General features: G+C 45.8%; 12 protein-coding genes and 1 pseudogene. 6 read left to right on the plus strand and 7 right to left on the minus strand.

The genetic code is table 11. From position 1 onward, the window contains the following. Positions 1–229: 229 nt before the first annotated feature. Positions 230–3,046: a preprotein translocase subunit SecA gene (gene secA, locus QT994_RS25805; protein ID WP_333179661.1), complete on the minus strand. Its 2,817-nt coding sequence runs from the start codon at positions 3,044–3,046 to the stop codon at positions 230–232. Between the two features lie 364 nt (positions 3,047–3,410). Continuing rightward, positions 3,411–4,343: a ribonuclease Z gene (locus QT994_RS25810; RefSeq protein WP_333179664.1), complete on the minus strand. Its 933-nt coding sequence runs from the start codon at positions 4,341–4,343 to the stop codon at positions 3,411–3,413. A 264-nt stretch (positions 4,344–4,607) separates the two neighbouring features. On the opposite strand from QT994_RS25810, the gene QT994_RS25815 reads away from it, so the two are divergent. After that, a complete protein-coding gene (locus tag QT994_RS25815; RefSeq protein ID WP_333050179.1) occupies positions 4,608–5,783 on the plus strand; it encodes a SpoIID/LytB domain-containing protein in 1,176 nt (391 codons plus the stop codon). Between the two features lie 611 nt (positions 5,784–6,394). On the opposite strand, the gene QT994_RS25820 is transcribed toward QT994_RS25815, so the two are convergent. Continuing rightward, positions 6,395–7,708, minus strand: coding sequence for a hypothetical protein (locus tag QT994_RS25820; protein WP_333179666.1), 1,314 nt, complete (start codon positions 7,706–7,708; stop codon positions 6,395–6,397). Between the two features lie 629 nt (positions 7,709–8,337). Between QT994_RS25820 and QT994_RS25825 the strand changes: the two genes are divergently transcribed. From QT994_RS25825 to QT994_RS25845, 5 genes and pseudogenes are all read left to right on the plus strand, one after another. Beyond that, positions 8,338–8,859 carry a photosystem I assembly protein Ycf3 gene (locus QT994_RS25825; RefSeq protein ID WP_333050184.1) on the plus strand — a complete coding sequence of 174 codons (522 nt, stop codon included), beginning with the start codon at positions 8,338–8,340 and terminating at the stop codon, positions 8,857–8,859. Positions 8,860–8,981: 122 nt separating this feature from the next. After that, the gene (gene gatC / locus QT994_RS25830; RefSeq protein WP_006635952.1) at positions 8,982–9,263 is read left to right on the plus strand and encodes an Asp-tRNA(Asn)/Glu-tRNA(Gln) amidotransferase subunit GatC; all 282 of its coding nucleotides are present in this window, start codon (positions 8,982–8,984) and stop codon (positions 9,261–9,263) included. A gap of 255 nt (positions 9,264–9,518) precedes the next feature. Then, positions 9,519–9,916: pseudogene (locus QT994_RS25835) on the plus strand (aldo/keto reductase). Between the two features lie 122 nt (positions 9,917–10,038). Further along, a complete protein-coding gene (locus QT994_RS25840; RefSeq protein ID WP_333179669.1) occupies positions 10,039–10,236 on the plus strand; it encodes an aldo/keto reductase in 198 nt (65 codons plus the stop codon). Between the two features lie 198 nt (positions 10,237–10,434). Beyond that, positions 10,435–12,306, plus strand: coding sequence for a serine/threonine-protein kinase (locus QT994_RS25845; RefSeq protein ID WP_333179672.1), 1,872 nt, complete (start codon positions 10,435–10,437; stop codon positions 12,304–12,306). Between the two features lie 237 nt (positions 12,307–12,543). Here QT994_RS25845 and QT994_RS25850 read toward each other — a convergent pair whose 3' ends face one another. The 4 genes from QT994_RS25850 to QT994_RS25865 all read right to left on the minus strand — a co-directional run bounded on the left by QT994_RS25850 (position 12,544) and on the right by QT994_RS25865 (position 16,607). Continuing rightward, a complete protein-coding gene (locus QT994_RS25850) occupies positions 12,544–13,479 on the minus strand; it encodes a branched-chain amino acid ABC transporter permease (RefSeq protein WP_333050190.1) in 936 nt (311 codons plus the stop codon). Positions 13,480–13,523: 44 nt separating this feature from the next. Continuing rightward, positions 13,524–14,093, minus strand: coding sequence for a GNAT family N-acetyltransferase (locus tag QT994_RS25855; protein WP_333179674.1), 570 nt, complete (start codon positions 14,091–14,093; stop codon positions 13,524–13,526). 151 nt (positions 14,094–14,244) lie between these two features. After that, complete coding sequence (locus QT994_RS25860; protein ID WP_333179676.1) at positions 14,245–15,195, minus strand: branched-chain amino acid ABC transporter permease; 951 nt, start codon at positions 15,193–15,195, stop codon at positions 14,245–14,247. Positions 15,196–15,347: 152 nt separating this feature from the next. After that, positions 15,348–16,607, minus strand: a complete 1,260-nt coding sequence (locus QT994_RS25865; protein ID WP_333179679.1) for an ABC transporter substrate-binding protein — start codon at positions 16,605–16,607, stop codon at positions 15,348–15,350. Positions 16,608–16,910: the final 303 nt, after the last annotated feature.

A 16,910-nucleotide genomic window follows, 5' to 3' on the forward strand; every position in this document is an offset into this window, starting at 1 on the left:
TAGATGGTCTTAAAGAAAAAGTTTGCGCTTATCTTAAAGAATTTTCTACAGAGACAATAGCATCTATAACTGGATGGGATTACATTTTGTCAGCCCTAGCTACTGTTGCATGATTTTTGAAAATTGGTATTACTTCGCTTTTATTGATTGCATATCGCTAACCCCACCCAAATCAAAGATTATGGGTGGAGACTGCGCGATATCATTTCCGTTCAATTTTCAACTATGTTCAAACCATCTCTGGCGAAACTTGCATGGCCGGCTGTGGCTGGAACTGGAACAGCGAATAAACCACATTGCGACGGATATCCGTCATCATGTCCAAAAACAGCTCGTAACCTTCAGTTTTGTACTCGATCAGCGGGTCTTTCTGCCCGTAACCCCGCAGCCCTACAGACTCGCGCAAAGCATCCATTTGTTGCAAGTGTTCGCGCCACAAAGTATCAATTTGCTGCAAAATAAAGAACCGTTCCGCATCTCGCATCAATTCAGCTCGGATTGCATTAACTTCCGATTCTTTCATATCGTAAGCATTGCGGACTTGTTCGTGCAAGAAAGTTTTAATTTCCTCAACTGACAAATCTTCTAGCTGATCCGGTGTCATGTCAGCCAGCAGATAAACAAATTCCTTCACCTTGCTAACAAGTTTGTCGAGTTCCCATTCTTCCGAAGGTAAATCGGGATTGATGTATGCTCCCACGATGTCGTCCATCGTTTGTTCGGCATACTTAATTACCTGTTCTTTGGAGTCCAAACCTTCCAATACTCGGCGGCGTTCCGCATAGATTGCTCGACGCTGATTGTTCATCACTTCGTCGTATTCAAATACCTGCTTGCGGATGTCGTAATAGTAGGTTTCGACTTTTTTCTGAGCGCCTTCGAGGGAACGAGTTAGCATTCCAGATTCGATCGGCATATCTTCCTCAACACCGAAAGCCTTCATCAAACCGGCCACCCGTTCGCCGCCGAAAATCCTGAGCAAATTGTCTTCCAAACTCAAGAAAAACCGCGTAGAACCCGGGTCTCCTTGGCGTCCCGCCCGGCCGCGCAACTGATTGTCGATCCGGCGCGATTCGTGGCGTTCGGTACCGATGACGTGCAAGCCTCCCAACTGCACGACTTCATCGTGTTCGGTGCTGGTAAAAGCATCGTATTCGCTGCGAGTTAAATTGTAAGCTTCCCGCAATTTTTGAATTACCGGGTCTTTGGTCGGCGCTTTTTCCGAAGCTATAGCCACGATATCATCGGCTTGCAATTCCGTGAGCGATCGCTCCCCGTACTCCTTCACCGCCAATTCCACCGCCGCTTTGAGCATTTGCTCCGCATCTTTCGATAGCTGCGTCGGGAAAATCTGCGCCGAAGCTTTCCAAGACTTGACCTTTTTGGCAGTTTGACCAAAACCTTGAGCTGCGGGGCGGCCGCCAATACCAGGCACTTGCACTAGCGAAAACCCGTCCTCATCATCGGGCCGCACGATCCGGGGCATAAGATACTCGCGCAACTTCAGGCGGCCCATGTACTCCGAATTACCGCCCAAAATGATGTCTGTACCGCGCCCCGCCATGTTGGTGGCGATCGTCACAGCACCCTTCCGTCCGGCTTGAGCGATAATTTCTGATTCCCGCTCCACATTTTCCGGTTTAGCATTGAGCAAATTGTGAGGAATTTTCCGTTCCAGCAGCAGCCGCGACAGCAACTCCGACTTTTCCACGCTCGTAGTGCCCACCAGCACCGGCCGACCGATCTCGTGCATTTCTGCACAGTCTTGGGCGATCGCATTCCACTTGCCGGCCTCCGCCTTGTAAACCATATCCGAAAGGTCAGTGCGGCTGGTAATCCGGTTAGTGGGAATCAGCGTCACTTCCAGATTGTAAATCTTCTCAAACTCCGTCTCCTCAGTCTTCGCCGTCCCTGTCATCCCCGACAGCTTCGGATAAAGCAAAAAGAAATTCTGATAGGTAATCGTCGCCAGCGTCTGAGTTTCCGGCTGAATTTCCGCCCGTTCCTTGGCTTCGATCGCTTGATGCAAACCGTCACTCCAGCGCCGTCCCGGCATCACCCGGCCCGTAAACTCATCCACAATCACCACTTCGCGATCGGCATTGACGATGTAGTTAATATCCTTAATAAACAATTCCTTCGCCTTAATCGCATTAAAAATGTAATGCGCCCAAGGGTCAGCCGGGTCGTACAAATCCGTAACGCCCAACAAATTCTCAGCTTCACCAAACCCTTCATCGGTCAGTAGCACATTCCGAGCTTTTTCGTCAACCTCGTAATGTTCTTCATTTTCCTTTCTCAGGGAAGCAGCCACCTCAGCCGCCCGGATGTACTTCTCACTTGGGCGTTCCACCTGGCCCGAAATAATCAGAGGCGTCCGTGCTTCATCAATCAGCACCGAGTCAACTTCGTCAATCACGCAGAAATTAAAAGGACGCTGCACTACATCTTCCATGACAGTAGCCATGTTGTCGCGCAAATAGTCAAACCCGACTTCGCTGTTAGTCGCGTAGGTAATATCGCAGTTATAATTTTTCTTTCGTTCCACCTGATCCATGCCCTGCTGAATCAGTCCGACAGTCAGTCCCAGGAAGCGGTGCACCTGTCCCATCCATTCCGCATCCCGCCTTGCGAGATAATCGTTGACGGTGATGATGTGTACGCCTTTACCGTTGAGGGCGTTGAGGTAAGCCGGCAGCGTCGCCACCAAAGTTTTGCCCTCACCGGTTTTCATTTCGGCAATTTGGCCTTTGTGGAGGATGATGCCGCCGAGGATTTGGACATCAAAGTGGCGCAGTCCCAAAACCCGCTGTCCCGCTTCCCGCACCACTGCAAAAGCTTCCGGCAAGATTTCGTCTAGGATCTCTTTTTCTTCATTGAGAGATTTAGCTTTTGCCAGACGTTCTTGAAACTCGGCCGTTTTTCCTCTGAGGCCGTCGTCTGAGAGTGCGCGGAAGTCTTCTTCCAAAATATTGATATCAGCTACCCAAGGCTGAAATTTTCTCAGTTTGCGCGCGTTGGGATCGCCTAGCAGATTTTTAAACATGGCAGGAGAGGCAGATTTTTAATAATTTAGCTATTAGCTTTCAGGGTTACGGGCTGTAGTGTTAGCCACAACATATACCCTCCCCGATTGTAGCAACCATTGGGTCTCCTGGGCCGTCGCTGGGGGCGATCGCTCGATTTGGGATTTTAGATTTGAGATTTTAGATTGAAGTTGGTGAAGGGGGGCGAGGGCGATCACAACTCAGGTATAGGTGCTTATTGACAATAGCAAGGCATAAAAAGCCCGATGCTCTATTCTACAAGAGATTAATGTTTTTGTGGGGAGTAGGGGCTGGGCCGAAGAGCCCGCCCCGATCGCCCTTATTGAAAATACTGTAAAATCTCAGGTCTGATCAACCCTAGTTTTAAACAGGCCTGGGCACTTCGTAAGTCAAAAAGTCATAGGCCATTTTCGTATTCGGAAAAATAGCCTGCGCTTCCTTGAGCAAATCATCCAGGACGATCGCATTCCCCGGAGCGTAACGCGGGCTAAAATGCGTCATAATTAGCTGTTTCGCCCCAGCGATCGAAGCCACTTGAGCCGCCATTGTCGAAGTTGAATGGAGGCGATCGAAGGCCATTTGAGCATCTTGATGAGCAAAAGTAGCTTCATGCACCAACAAATCAGCATCCTTCGCCAATTCCACCGCCCCGTCACAAAAAACCGTGTCCGTACAATACACAAACTTGCGCCCAATTTGATCCGGGCCGCAAAAATCAGTACCTTTAAACTCTCGCCCGTCGTCTAACTTTACCGTCTTTCCTTGTTTTAATTGACCGTAAAGCGGCCCGGAAGGAATACCCACAGCCTTTGCTTTTTCTACATCAAAATGTCCCGGACGGTCTTTCTCAGTTACTCTATAACCAAAAGCAGTAACTCGGTGCTTCAAAGGGCCGCAGCTAACAATATATTCGTCATCTTCATAGATGACTCCCTCGTGAATTTTGTGTACCTTAACCGGGTAAGAAAAATGAGTTTGAGAATAACGAACGCCAGCTTGCAAATATTCTTCAAGTCCCGGAGGCCCGTAAAGATCGATGCGCTTGACATTCCCCGCCAAACCGCAGCTAGCCAGCAAACCCATTAAGCCGAAAATATGGTCGCCGTGCAGGTGAGTTATGAAAATGCGGCTTAGTTGGCTGACTTTGAGATCGCTGCGGAGAAACTGGTGCTGAGTTCCTTCGCCACAGTCAAACAGCCAGAGTTCCGCTCGCTGGGGCAGCCGGAGGGCGATGCTGGAAACGTTGCGCGATCGCGTGGGGACACCGGAGCTAGTTCCGAGAAATGTAATCTGCAAGAGTCAAATCACCTCAATTAAGTCTTAAAAAATATGTTACATATATCCAGAGTGCGACAAATCCGACATATAGGAAATAGTCGCAGGCAGGAACCGGGATAAATCGCTGTTCCTGCGAACATCTCTTCGCTAAAATCATTTTTGACAAGCGTACAGAGTGATCCACCCAATTCTAACGTTTTGTTTCTTCCGTTCCCCTTCCTTTTTCCCTTGCCTTCCCTTAAAAATTCTTAAACTCATACAGCACAGGAGGAAAATTTTCAAATGCAGTCAGGAGTATTTTTTGGTTCCGTTTTTTCGACATTAAAAAAACGCTACTTTTGGATTTCGCTGTTGTTTTGGCTGGCAATGGTAGCCCCAGCACAGGCCGCGCTGATCTTGCGAGTGGCGGTACAAGACGGGGCAAGTCAGGTAAAAGTCGGCAGTTCTACTAAGGCTGCAATCCGCGACGGTAGCGGGCGCAATTTGGGCGAACTGTCGGCAAACAGTTCTCAGTCAGCTCAATTTCGATCGGGAACAGTGGCAATTGGTCGCTGGGCGGCCAACCAAGTTTGGATCGAGCCGACGGGGAACGGTTATGTTTGGATTGGCGATCGGTGGTATCGGGGACGCACGCTTCTAGTTCCCCAAAAAGGAGGCTTGACTGCCATCAACTACGTCGATATCGAACAATATCTCTACAGCGTTCTCGGCGCGGAGATGAGTGGCAATTGGCCTCAAGAGGCTTTGAAAGCCCAAGCAGTCGCAGCCCGTTCCTACGCTATCCACCAGCGCCTGAAAAGCGAAACCGACCTTTATGACGTGGACAGCACTCAGTCTTCGCAGGTTTACAAAGGACTGCAAACAGAATCTTCTGGGACTTATTCCGCAGTCGATGCAACCGCCGGTCAAGTTCTGGCCTACAACGGTCAGATAATTTTAGCCGTTTTCCACTCTGCGTCTGGGGGACATACTGAAAATGTCGAGGATGTTTGGACGGAACCTCTGCCTTACCTGCGTGCTGTTCCTGACTTCGACCAAGGGGCGCCGGTTTACCAATGGAAAGAAAATTTTTCTCGGGCTCAAATCAGCAGTAAGATTTCTGGCGTGGGCAATGTGATCTCGATGAAGCCAGAACGCACTACCGCTTACGGCAGCGTTTTGAGAATGAAAGTAATCGGAGATGGCGGTTCTAGGGTCATGACTGGCGCAGATTTACGCCAGGTTCTAAATTTGAGGAGTACCCGCTTTACAGTGATTCCTCAGTACGGGGGCAGTGTGAGCGCCAGGAACCCGGGCCAAGCTCCTACGGGTTTTCAAGTTGCTGGCAAAGGTTTCGGTCACGCTGTAGGAATGAGTCAGTGGGGGGCCTACAATTTGGCCAGACAGGGATACGGCTACCAGCAGATTTTGTTGCACTATTACCGGGGTACTACTTTGGCTAGAATTGCAGTCCAGTAACTGCTGGGAATTGGGAATTGGGAATTGGGAATTGGGTCGAAAAGCATTGGTAATTGGGAATCTGGAAGTGGGGCGAAAAGCATCTTCGCCGAAAAGCATTGGTTATTAGAGCCAACAACCAATAACCAATAACTACTAACTACGGCCAACTGCCAACTGCCAAGTGCCAACTAACTACATTAAGGATTGCTATGCAAAAGTGGGAGTATTTATTTGTGGATGCGAATATGTATCCTTTTGGAAACAAGCTGATTAGTTTATATGTAAATGGTGAAGAACAGCGAGATTGGAAACAAGGCTCGCTGCATCTATTTGTTAACCATTTAGGGGAGGAGGGGTGGGAACTTGTGGCTCTGGATCACGACTCGAAGTATGACCAAAATTGTTTGATTTTTAAACGCCCTAAGGTTATTTGAAAAAAAGCGGAGTATAAAAAATTATGGCATTAGTAAAGATTGACATTTTTTACCCTTCTTAGCAACGGGCTAGAAGCCCGTTCTACACACAACAAAGATATTTTATTGTGCAACAGGCATCTTGCCGGGTATTGAAAAGGGTGCAAGATTTTTGTTCTACGCAACTTAACAACAAACAACTGTTTTTTGTCATTATTACAAGTCGTCTGAGCGATCGATCCTGCGCTGCCATTCGGCATCTATTTTTGCTGACTGTTCTAGTTCTTGTTGTGTTAATTCCGTTTCTGTGGTATAAGCTAAATCTTCTCCAGTCAGAACGTTTTCTCCTGCAAATTCCCGGGCGTAGGCCAGTTTTTTGCTCAAGTTTGCATCGGGTTCGTTTAATAACATTGCTCGCTGCTGACGCTTTTGATTGCGGGCTTCTATGCGGCTATTTTTCCATTGAATCCAGAAGTAGCGAATTAAAGGAATTGCGAGAAATCCGACGCCGTAAATCAGCAGCATTGGATAAATAGCGCTGACGAAACCGATAAATCCACCTGCGATCGCACTTTTAGCTAATAGATTCCCCAAAACTAGCGCACCAACCAGATTGACGGCTCCCAACCCTGCTGCAAGCATGACTTGGCCGGAGCTGGCGTGGCTGAAACGCCACAGCATTTCTCGCAAATAAGCTGCTACTGGTTCAGTATTTCTCTCGGTGGCTGTGGTTTGCAATTGCGGGAAGTGGTAGACTATTTGCCCTTCGGGACTGACTTCGGGACGGCCGTCAAAACGCGCGAGAGCCGATAGCATATATTCTTCGTATTCTTGGGCGTATCCCTGTCCGAGATTGTCGAGATACGGGGCAATTTGTTCGGCGGCGACTGCGCCTCGGTTGTTGCGGATTGCAGTGGCAATATCGCTCCATTTGCGCTCTTCTAGATTGTTATTGGGATTGCCATCTCCAAATATAAAGGAGAAAACTGCTTCCAGAAAACTCATCTGGGGTTTTTGGCCAGTTAAGCGCGATCGCTGCTGGTAGTATGGTTGGTCATGGTTCCAGTAAAATATCCAGATTAAGTCGTTCCAGAAGTACGGAAAAAACAAAAAGCCGCCACCTCTGCCACCCCCGCCGCCACCCTCTCCTCCTCCGCCGCCGTTATTGCTATCGCCGCTGGAGAGTAAAATCGTAATAGCAACAAAAATTAAGAGGATGGAAGCTACCAGCACTATGCCAAAAGATATCCGAATCAGGTAAAATAAAACTCGCCAGATTTTTTGCCACCATTCCTGCAACTGCAAGCGCAAGAATTTGTTTCGCAAAATATCTCGAAAGTTTTTGGGAAATAGGTAGGCAATGTCGCCGGACTCTGCTACTTGCAGGTTGCCACCTGCTTCGGAGGCGAGGGTTAACAGTTCTCGTTGGGCAAAATTAACATCTAATCCAGCTTTTGCCGCCACGTCTCCAACCGTAACGCGGTAGCCAAGTTGTTCGACGGCTTGCATAATGGTGGGATTCGGAGCCATAGGTTTCTCTCTGTGAAAATTACCCGGTTATTTTTATTATATATTGCGGGAATTCGAGCTGGTTTTGGCGATCGGGTTTCTAATTTTTTTTGATGCTTCCCTTGACTTTGGGGCAAAATATTGCTAGTGTTTTGCCGAATAACTTTTAAGTATAGGCTGAACTCGGATAGCTTAATAAAACTTTGTGATTGAATTTCTCCTCGGCAGGCTATTTGCTTGTTTGCTCTGAGGGTCAACGAGGGGGGATTATGGCTACCGTTAGTAGGGTACGGTGCGCGCTCGCCCGTTGGCCTTAGTTTTCGCAATCCGAAGGAAAGCCATCGAAGAGGATTGCCCCTGCACCCTTCAGCCGAACTTTTTCCACAGGTGCGGGTTTTTGTAAGTTTTGTGTAGAGTGCGAGAGAGGTTAAAGAAATCTAGTTTTTTTGCAAGTCTTGCAAGACTTATATAAAATAGATAGAGCTTGCGAGAGTGTTAAACCCAAGGGCGTGTTTTAAGGTTCGCAGTTGCGATCGACTAAACTTTTTAGCGCCCTCAACACCACGGCCCACTACAGCAGTGGCGCAATTATTAATAGGAAAACTTTACAGGCTAATTTTTATGATTAGCCACTAACCAAAGAATCGCATATGCCAAGAACTCAACGCAACGATAACTTTATTGACAAAAGTTTCACGGTAATGGCTGATATCATCCTGAAGATGATGCCGGCGAAAAAGCAGGCGAAGGAAGCTTTTGCTTATTACCGAGATGGTATGTCAGCTCAAGCAGATGGCGAATATGCTGAAGCGCTGGAAAATTATCAGGAAGCGCTGAAGTTGGAGGAAGATCCTTACGATCGCAGTTATGTCTTGTACAATATGGGGCTGATCCATACTAGCAACGGCGAACACGATAAAGGTTTGGAATATTACAGCGAAGCCCTAGAGCTCAATCCGAGAATGCCACAAGCACTGAATAATATTGCTGTGATTTACCACTATCAAGGGGAAAAAGAAAAGGAAGCGGGCAATCTTGAAGCGGCGGAAGGGCTGTTTGATAAAGCGGCAGATTATTGGAAGGAGGCTATTCGCTTGGCTCCCAACAATTACATTGAGGTACAAAATTGGCTGAAGACGACAGGTCGATCGCAAATTGATGTATATTTTTAACTAGGATGGGAATGGGGCATCGGGCATTAGTTATTTGTTCTATGTTTGTTGTTTGTTATTATTCTTGATAACCAATTCCCCATTCCCCACTCCCCATTCCCCATTCCCCATTCCCGATTTTTATGATTGATAGAGAAGAAGTTCGGAAAGTAGCGAATTTAGCAAGATTGGAATTAACGCCTGAAGAAGAAGAGCAGTTTACTGGTCAACTTAACGGTATTTTGGATTATTTCGAGCAGTTGAGTGAACTAGATACGAGTAAGGTGCAACCGACAACGCGGGCGATCGATGTTAGTAATGTAATGCGATCGGACGATTTGCAACCTTTTGCTAAGGGAGAAAGTATTTTGGAGGGAGCTCCTGATCGCGATGGAGAGTTTTTTAAAGTGCCTAAGATTATGTAGGGTTCCCACTACGCACCTAAGTTAGGAAAATCTCTTGAGGGACCCGCTAGGAATGCAGATCCCACACGCAGATTAAACTAACTTTGGAATAGGCAATAAGTAAGACCGGTAAAAGCCACCCCACAAGCAGATTAAACTGATAGAAACCCAAAACAATCTGGTTCTTCTGTATTTAGCATACTAAATACGGAAGAACCAAAAAACCTCAACACCGATTATATTGACCTTTACCAAATCCACCGGCCCGCTGGCACTTTGAATTCCAACTTAGGGCCAATTGCAGAAACAATGGACGCCCTGAATAAGTTAAAAGATCAGCAAAAATTCGGGCGATCGGCGTTTCTCACTTCTCCTGCACTTCAATAGAAGAAGCCACCCAATACGGACGCATCGACAACTTGCAACCGCCATATTCTCTGTTTAGGCGCTGGGTAGAAAAAGATGTTATGTCCTATTGTGTGGACAATCATATCTCCATCCTTGCCTATTCATCTCTAGCTCAAGAAAGATTGACAAGTAAATTCGGGCCAGAACACAAGTTTGAAGAAGGCGACCACCGCGCCCCAAATAAGCTGTTCATCAAAGAAAATTACGCCCGAGTGCAAACAGCATTAAATCAACTCAGGCTATTCACCGGAATTAAATTTCCTTGAGATTTTGTGGCGGTTTATCAAATATGAATGGCTCGAAATAGATGCCTACTCTAGCTGGCAAGCTCTTGTTTCATCGGTCGAAAAAAAATTTAAACAATTTGGAGATAATTATGTAATTAATTTTGCTTAACTACTTAGTTTGGTTGATTTCCCAGCCACAAAAAAATGCAATTGTTGGCGCGCGCGAGAGGGAACAAGCAGCCGAAAATGCTAAAGCTGGTGAGGTAAAATTGAGTGAAGAGGAATTAAAAGAGATGGAGGCGATCGGGCGCACTGTCACCGATCCTTTAGACGATAACCCCGTTATGTGGAATTTTTAAAATAGCTTGGGATAAGAAGACCGGGCGGTTGAAACCGCGTCTATACAAACAAAACCCGCCTCCGCGGGTTGAAGACAAAGGCGGTTAAAATTTTGTTATTTTCTTCAGTCCGCGTCGGCGGACATCGTTGGTATAGACGCGGTTTCAACCGCCGTCTTATCTAAAATCCCAAATCTAAAACCTCAAATCCAAAATCGAATGAGTTACTGCCTAAATCCCAACTGTTCCAAGCCACAAAACCCTCCCGCAGCCAAAATTTGCCGAAATTGTCGGTCAAAACTGCTGCTGCGCGATCGCTACCGGGCCATAAAGGCGATCGGACAAGGCGGTTTTGGTAGAACATTCCTCGCCGTTGACGAAGACAAACCCTCAAAACCTCGCTGCGTCATCAAACAATTTTTACCCGCAGAAACCCAACTCATCCCATCAGCAAGCAATCGCAACAGCAAAAAAGCAGCCGAACTTTTTGAACAAGAAGCAATGCGATTAGACGAATTGGGCAAACACCCTCAAATTCCCGAACTCTTAGCCTATTCCATCCAAGAGGGCCGACAATATGTAGTCCAAGAATTTATCGACGGGCAAAATTTAGCACAAATTGTAGAAACAGAAGGCACATTTACAGAAAATCAAATTCAAGACTTACTCAATAGCTTATTACCCGTCCTTCACTTCATCCATTCCCACAACGTTATTCACCGAGACATCAAACCCGGAAACATCATCCGCCGCGCCGACAAACAATTAGTTTTAGTAGACTTTGGCGCCGCAAAAATTGCCACAGGTACAGCATTACTCAAAACAGGAACCAGCATCGGCAGCCCCGAATACATTGCCCCCGAACAAGCTAGAGGCAAAGCATTTTTTAGCAGCGATTTGTACAGTTTAGGCGTAACTTGTTTGTATTTGCTAACTCAAGTTTCCCCTTTTGACCTCTTCGATCCTGGTGAAGATGCCTGGATATGGCGGCAGTATTTGGCCAACAACCCGGTGAGTGAACAACTCGGGAAAATTTTAGACAAAATGATTGAGAACGCTACCAACCGCCGCTATCAAACGGCTGTGGAAGTATTAAAAGAAATTAATCCCCAAGTTGCGATCGATCTAGCAATTCCTCAAACAAATTCCAAGTTAGTTAAACCAGGAAAAACTCCCCCCCAGCCCCAACAGCAAACCTATAACTGGCAATGTTTTCACACCCTCACAGGTCACAAAAACTTAATTTACTCTGTGGCTTTCAGCCCCAACGGAGAAGTTGTAGCCAGCGGCAGCGATGACAAAACAATCAAGCTGTGGGGAGTTGAAGACGGGCAAGAAATTGTCACCCTCACAGGACACGCTAACTCGGTTTATACAGTAGCTTTCAGCCCGGACGGACAGATGCTAGCCAGCAGCAGCCACGACAAAACAGTAAAACTTTGGCGGATGAAAGATGGACAAGAAATCCACACCCTCATCGGTCACAGTAACTCAGTTTACGGCGCAGCTTTCAGTCCCGATGGCAAAATTATTGCTAGCAGCAGTTGGGACAAAACAATCAAGATTTGGCGAGTCAAAGACGGGCAAGAAATTCGCACGCTTGCGGGTCACATCAATTTAGTTTATTTTGTTGCTTTTAGCCCTGATGGAGAAACTCTTGCTAGCAGCAGTTGGGACAAAACAGTCAAAATTTGGCGAGTTAAAGATGGGAAGCTAATTCGCACGCTTACAGGTCATACAGACTCTGTTCGCTGCATAGCTTTTAGTCCAAATGGAGAATTTTTGGCTAGCGGCAGCCACGATAATACTATTAAGATTTGGTGGGTCAAAGATTGGCAAGAAGTTTTAACTATCAGAGGACATTCTTGGTATGTTGATTCTATTGCTTTTAGTCCCGATGGGGAGATTCTGGCTAGCAGCAGCCATCAAACTATCAAGATTTGGCGAGTGAAAGACGGTCAAGAAATTTGTAATATTGGGGGTCATACTAACTCGGTTTATTCGGTTAATTTTAGTCATGAAGGAGAGTTTTTGGCTAGCGGTAGCAGTGATAAAACTCTTAAGATTTGGCAGAATATGATGTTGGTTTAATTGCACACAATTAAAATGGTTGATAGTAAAGACTTTAGTTTGTGTTGACTAAAAAATGGCATTGCTGATTTACGGTATGAAAAGCTAAATATGCAAATCATAGAAACCAGTATCACAAAGCTTCTGAATTTTCCACTTATTTTTTTCATACCCTGATTAAGGAACGCCTAAAAAGTTTCCTATAAAATGTGGCAGGGCGCGCGATATTTGCCCGAACTTTCTAACGATTTATGATTTTTAAACAGAAGTACGATCGCCCTTCCTCCACCTCTTCAACAACGCCGGCGTAACCAAACCTTGCGGAAAAAAGATTGTCCCCAAAACAATCAGCCACCCAAAAATAATTAACCGCCCATCCCGCAGAAATTGTGCCAACCAAATCGGCAATCCCTGAATAGTCGCCATTCCCCTCAAAACCTCCGGCAAAGCAGTAAATACCATCCCACCCAAAACTGCTCCCAGAAACGTTCTGCTACCACCAATCAACACAGAAGTCAAGTAAATAATACTAGCATCAAAAGTACCTTGACGGGCGTTCCAAGTATTCAAAAAATGGGCACTAACTGCACCCACAACCCCAGCTAAAACAGCACCTAACGTGAAAGCCAAAACCTTATAAAAAGTTGGGTTAATGCCGATCGCATCAGCCGCCAACTCATCAGCCCGAATCGCCGCAAAAGCCCGCCCCACCCGAATCCGTTCCAGCCGATAGACGATCGCCATACTTACCAACAGTAAAGGCAATACAATCCACAAATACTCGATCGGCGTCCCAAACGGTTGCGGAATCCCAAAAATGCCCACAGCCCCGCCAGTGATATCCAGATTCAGCGATAAAACCCGCAAAATTTCCACAAATGCAATAGTTGCGATCGCCAAATAAATCCCACTCAACCGCAGCGCCGGAATTCCCACCAAAATCCCCAGCAACCCCGAAACAACCCCTGCAATTATCATTTCCAATAACAGCAGTGGCAGGGGAAATAAACCCCCTGTCGGCTTAAACACCGTCGTAGATAAAATCGCCGCAATATACCCACCCAACGCATAAAAACCAGGGCTAGCCAGAGACAACTGACCAGTCATTAGAGGTAAATAGAGCGACATTCCCAACATTGCACCCAGCAACATTGAGACAATCAGAAACCCATAAGTAGTAAAAAACGTAGCCATTTAATTTTAGATATTTGAGATTAGAAGTTATTTAAAAAATCGGGTTAGCTTGGTTTCCAATTGGGATTTATTAAGCTAGTCTGAATATGGTCTTCCCACCGACCATTTATCAATAAATAGTCTCTAGCATAACCTTCCACCACAAATCCCAATCTTTTAAGTACATGACCGCTACGCTGATTGTTAGGCATATAATTTGCCATAAGACGATGTAAATTTAACTCTTCAAAAACATAGTGAATTGCTATTTTTACAGCTTCTGTCATATAACCTTTACCTTGTTGCGCTTCTGCCAGATTATATCCCAAAAAGCAAAAATGACTGGCCCCTCGTACAAAATTATCAAAATTAACGTTACCGACAATATACTCAGGATTATCCTTATCAAAAATCCATAGCTTTAAAGATCGGTCAGATTTAAAGCCTTGGAAATCTTTCTCTACTTGTTTTTCCCAATAACTTTCAGTTAAAAATTCCTCCGCCCACTGTCGGTGCCAGGGAGTAAAAAATATTTGATTGTCTCTGTAAAATTTAATTATTTTGCAGATATCGTCTTGATTTGCTAATCGCAAAAAAAGGCGATTGCTTACTATTAATGGAACTTCCGAATTCATCAAACTGCCTCTGAGGTATGAATAAGTTTTCTAGGTAAATACATAAAACTCCACAACAGTTGAGACGGGCTGGTTTAGTGATAGTCTTTGCTCGAAACCCGTTTTCCCTTTTCCCCACCGTCTAGGCTTAGGAGATGCCCTGCAAATCAGCCTAGACTTTCTGAATCAAACGCCGTCCAAACAAACCCTGCGGTCTAACCAATAGCATAAGAAACAATATACCAAAAGCAACAGCATCCTTATAAGCCGAAAAATCACCAGGCACAAAAGCCTCAACCAAACCAATCATAAACCCACCCAAAACCGCCCCAGGAATACTCCCCAGCCCCCCAAGCACAATCACCGCCAAACCCTTCAAACCAAAAGCAATACCAAAATACGGCCCAGCAATACTCACACTAGAACCCACCAAGCTCCCCGCCAAACCTGCCAGAAAACTACTCACAAAAAACGTCAATACAATGTATCGATCGGTATCAATCCCCAACAAACTAGAAGTAGTAGCATCTTCAGCCACCGCCTGCATTGCTTTGCCAAACTTAGTGAAATTTATTAAGTAAGTTAAGACAGCCACAATCGCAACTGATACCGCAAAAATTACTATTTGAACAGTACGAATTGGAATCGGTTTATCCGCTGTACCGAAGTTAATGGCAGCAGGCAAATAGCCGTAAGTGTTAGCAGGAAAAGTGTAAATCTCCGCACCTACAAGATATTGGATGATATTGGCGATCGCCACTGCTACACCCAAACTAGAAACCACTGTCAGCAGAGAATCTGAGTGTCGGCGACGCAAAGGCAAAAAAGCAACTCGTTCTACAATTACTCCCACTACACCAGCCATGACACTGCCCAAAATTAACGCCACAGCAAAAGGCAATTCCACGGGAATTCTAGCATTAGCCCACAACCCATTAAAACCGAAAGTCCCTCCCATCAGCGCATAGGTGAAATAAGCACCCAAGGTAAATACTGCACCGTGAGCAAAGTTAATAATTCCCAAAATCGAAAACACCAGCGTATAGCCCAGAGCAAAAATAGCATACACGCTGCCGATCGACAAACCATTCAGAAATTGTTGCAAAAACAGAGTTAAGTCCATCACCCGTTAAAAATTGAGCATCACACTAAAATTATTCAACAACAAATACGTCACGGATTTTCCCTCTTCCCTCTTACTTCTTCGGTCTTCCCGACATCTGTTAACTGCCTTAAATTTGTCGAAGGAATCCGTTGCTCAACTTGCCTCTCCAATCATTTCAAAAACTCAAACTTACCATTATTGCCATCCGCCTCCATCTTAATCCGTGCCACATAAAACTCTTTCTGATTAATCTCACCTTCAGGCGTAAAAGAAATTTCCCCCAAAGGCGTATTGTATTTGCCACCCAACAACTGCTGATTCAAATTTGTACGTAACTCGGCCAACGGCTTTTCACTAACCTTAGACTTAGCATTAATTGCCTTTAATGACTCAACAAAAACTTGTACGCCAGTAAAAGCCTGAGCGCTAAACTGAGGCGGTTCTTTCTTGAATTGAGCGCGATAAGCATCGCGAAAAGCCTTATTAACTTCATTTTCGTATTCCGGGCTGTAGGCTTGGGCAATCAAAACTCCATCACAGAGTGCTTTACAAACAGCAAATACATTAGAAGTATTCAGACCGTTGCCCCCAATGATCGCACCTTTGTAGCCCAACTCCCGCAATTGCTTAATTAAATTGCCTCCATCGGCGGCTAACCCGGAAATAATTATCAAATCGGGGTTGACATTTATCGCGTTAGTAGCTTGAGATTGGAAATCTGTATCAGTAGTCAAGAATTTTTGGACTGTTGCCAATTCCAGTCCCATATCTTTAACCGTTGTCTGAAAAGTTTCAGTCTCAGATTTGCTAAAAGCATCATTCTGAGCAAAAAACACGGCGACTTTTTTAATATTGGGATTTTGCTTCAGTGCTGCTTTCACCGCATTAGGTGCTACTACGGCGACAGGCGCGGAGACTCTGGCCACATAATCGCCAATCTGGGGAATGCCTTTAGCAGTGTTGGATGGTGCGAGTACGGGAACTTTTGCGCGATCGGCGATCGGATCGGCACTAAAAGCTTGTTGTGACAGGGTGGGCCCCACAATACCCACGACCTTATCCTGATTGATCAGAGTATTAAAAGCATTAATAGTCCCTTGTTCATCTCCACCAGTATCTTGGAACACCAGTTTAATAGGCGTCCCATCCACCCCGCCTTGATCGTTGAAATACTTCTGGGCAATCTTTGCCCCAGCCATCTGTTCTTGACCCAGTAAAGCCACATTGCTAGTTTGGGCTACCCCAATACCTATAGATATAGTGTTGGAACTACCCCCACTAGGCGAACCCTCTGGCAAAGCACCGGGAGATGGCGAAGTCGCCGGAGATGCTGTAGTAGAGGTTTGGGGAGTGTTTGTCTGACTGCAAGCGATCAGCAGTAAAGCGCAGGTAACAAACAAGGCAGTAGGGCGAGCAGCAGATTTTTTCATAAGCGGGCGATCGAACATCTATATAGAATATCTACACGTAGAGATATTGTACCCATGCGCGGTAAATCCTCCCCCCAAAAGTCCCATCTTGCAAAAAAAAAGACCCCATAGTTAAAAGAGGAGTCAGCCAGCGGAGGCAGGATTGGAAACAAAGAGCCAAAAGCCTTGGTGTGTATAGCTTCAAAAAAAAGTCAAAAAAATTTTCGCAAAACGCTTGACAACCCTAGGGAGAGTTGATACATTAATAAAGCGCCAGAAGAGAAGCGGTTCAAACAACCGCGAACTAAAGGCAAAAAACTGAAC

It is taken from the genome of Microcoleus sp. S13_B4 (genome assembly GCF_036700885.1).
Taxonomy (GTDB): domain Bacteria; phylum Cyanobacteriota; class Cyanobacteriia; order Cyanobacteriales; family Microcoleaceae; genus Microcoleus.

Bases quoted from the DNA above. Each gene is read 5' to 3' on its own strand.
- secA (WP_333179661.1), bottom strand. From the start codon at position 3,046: ATGTTTAAAAATCTGCTAGGCGATCCCAACGCGCGCAAACTGAGAAAA.
- QT994_RS25815 (WP_333050179.1), top strand. From the start codon at position 4,608: ATGCAGTCAGGAGTATTTTTTGGTTCCGTTTTTTCGACATTAAAAAAA.
- QT994_RS25820 (WP_333179666.1), bottom strand. From the start codon at position 7,708: ATGGCTCCGAATCCCACCATTATGCAAGCCGTCGAACAACTTGGCTAC.
- QT994_RS25825 (WP_333050184.1), top strand. From the start codon at position 8,338: ATGCCAAGAACTCAACGCAACGATAACTTTATTGACAAAAGTTTCACG.
- gatC (WP_006635952.1), top strand. From the start codon at position 8,982: ATGATTGATAGAGAAGAAGTTCGGAAAGTAGCGAATTTAGCAAGATTG.
- QT994_RS25845 (WP_333179672.1), top strand. From the start codon at position 10,435: ATGAGTTACTGCCTAAATCCCAACTGTTCCAAGCCACAAAACCCTCCC.
- QT994_RS25850 (WP_333050190.1), bottom strand. From the start codon at position 13,479: ATGGCTACGTTTTTTACTACTTATGGGTTTCTGATTGTCTCAATGTTG.
- QT994_RS25855 (WP_333179674.1), bottom strand. From the start codon at position 14,093: ATGAATTCGGAAGTTCCATTAATAGTAAGCAATCGCCTTTTTTTGCGA.
- QT994_RS25860 (WP_333179676.1), bottom strand. From the start codon at position 15,195: ATGGACTTAACTCTGTTTTTGCAACAATTTCTGAATGGTTTGTCGATC.
- QT994_RS25865 (WP_333179679.1), bottom strand. From the start codon at position 16,607: ATGAAAAAATCTGCTGCTCGCCCTACTGCCTTGTTTGTTACCTGCGCT.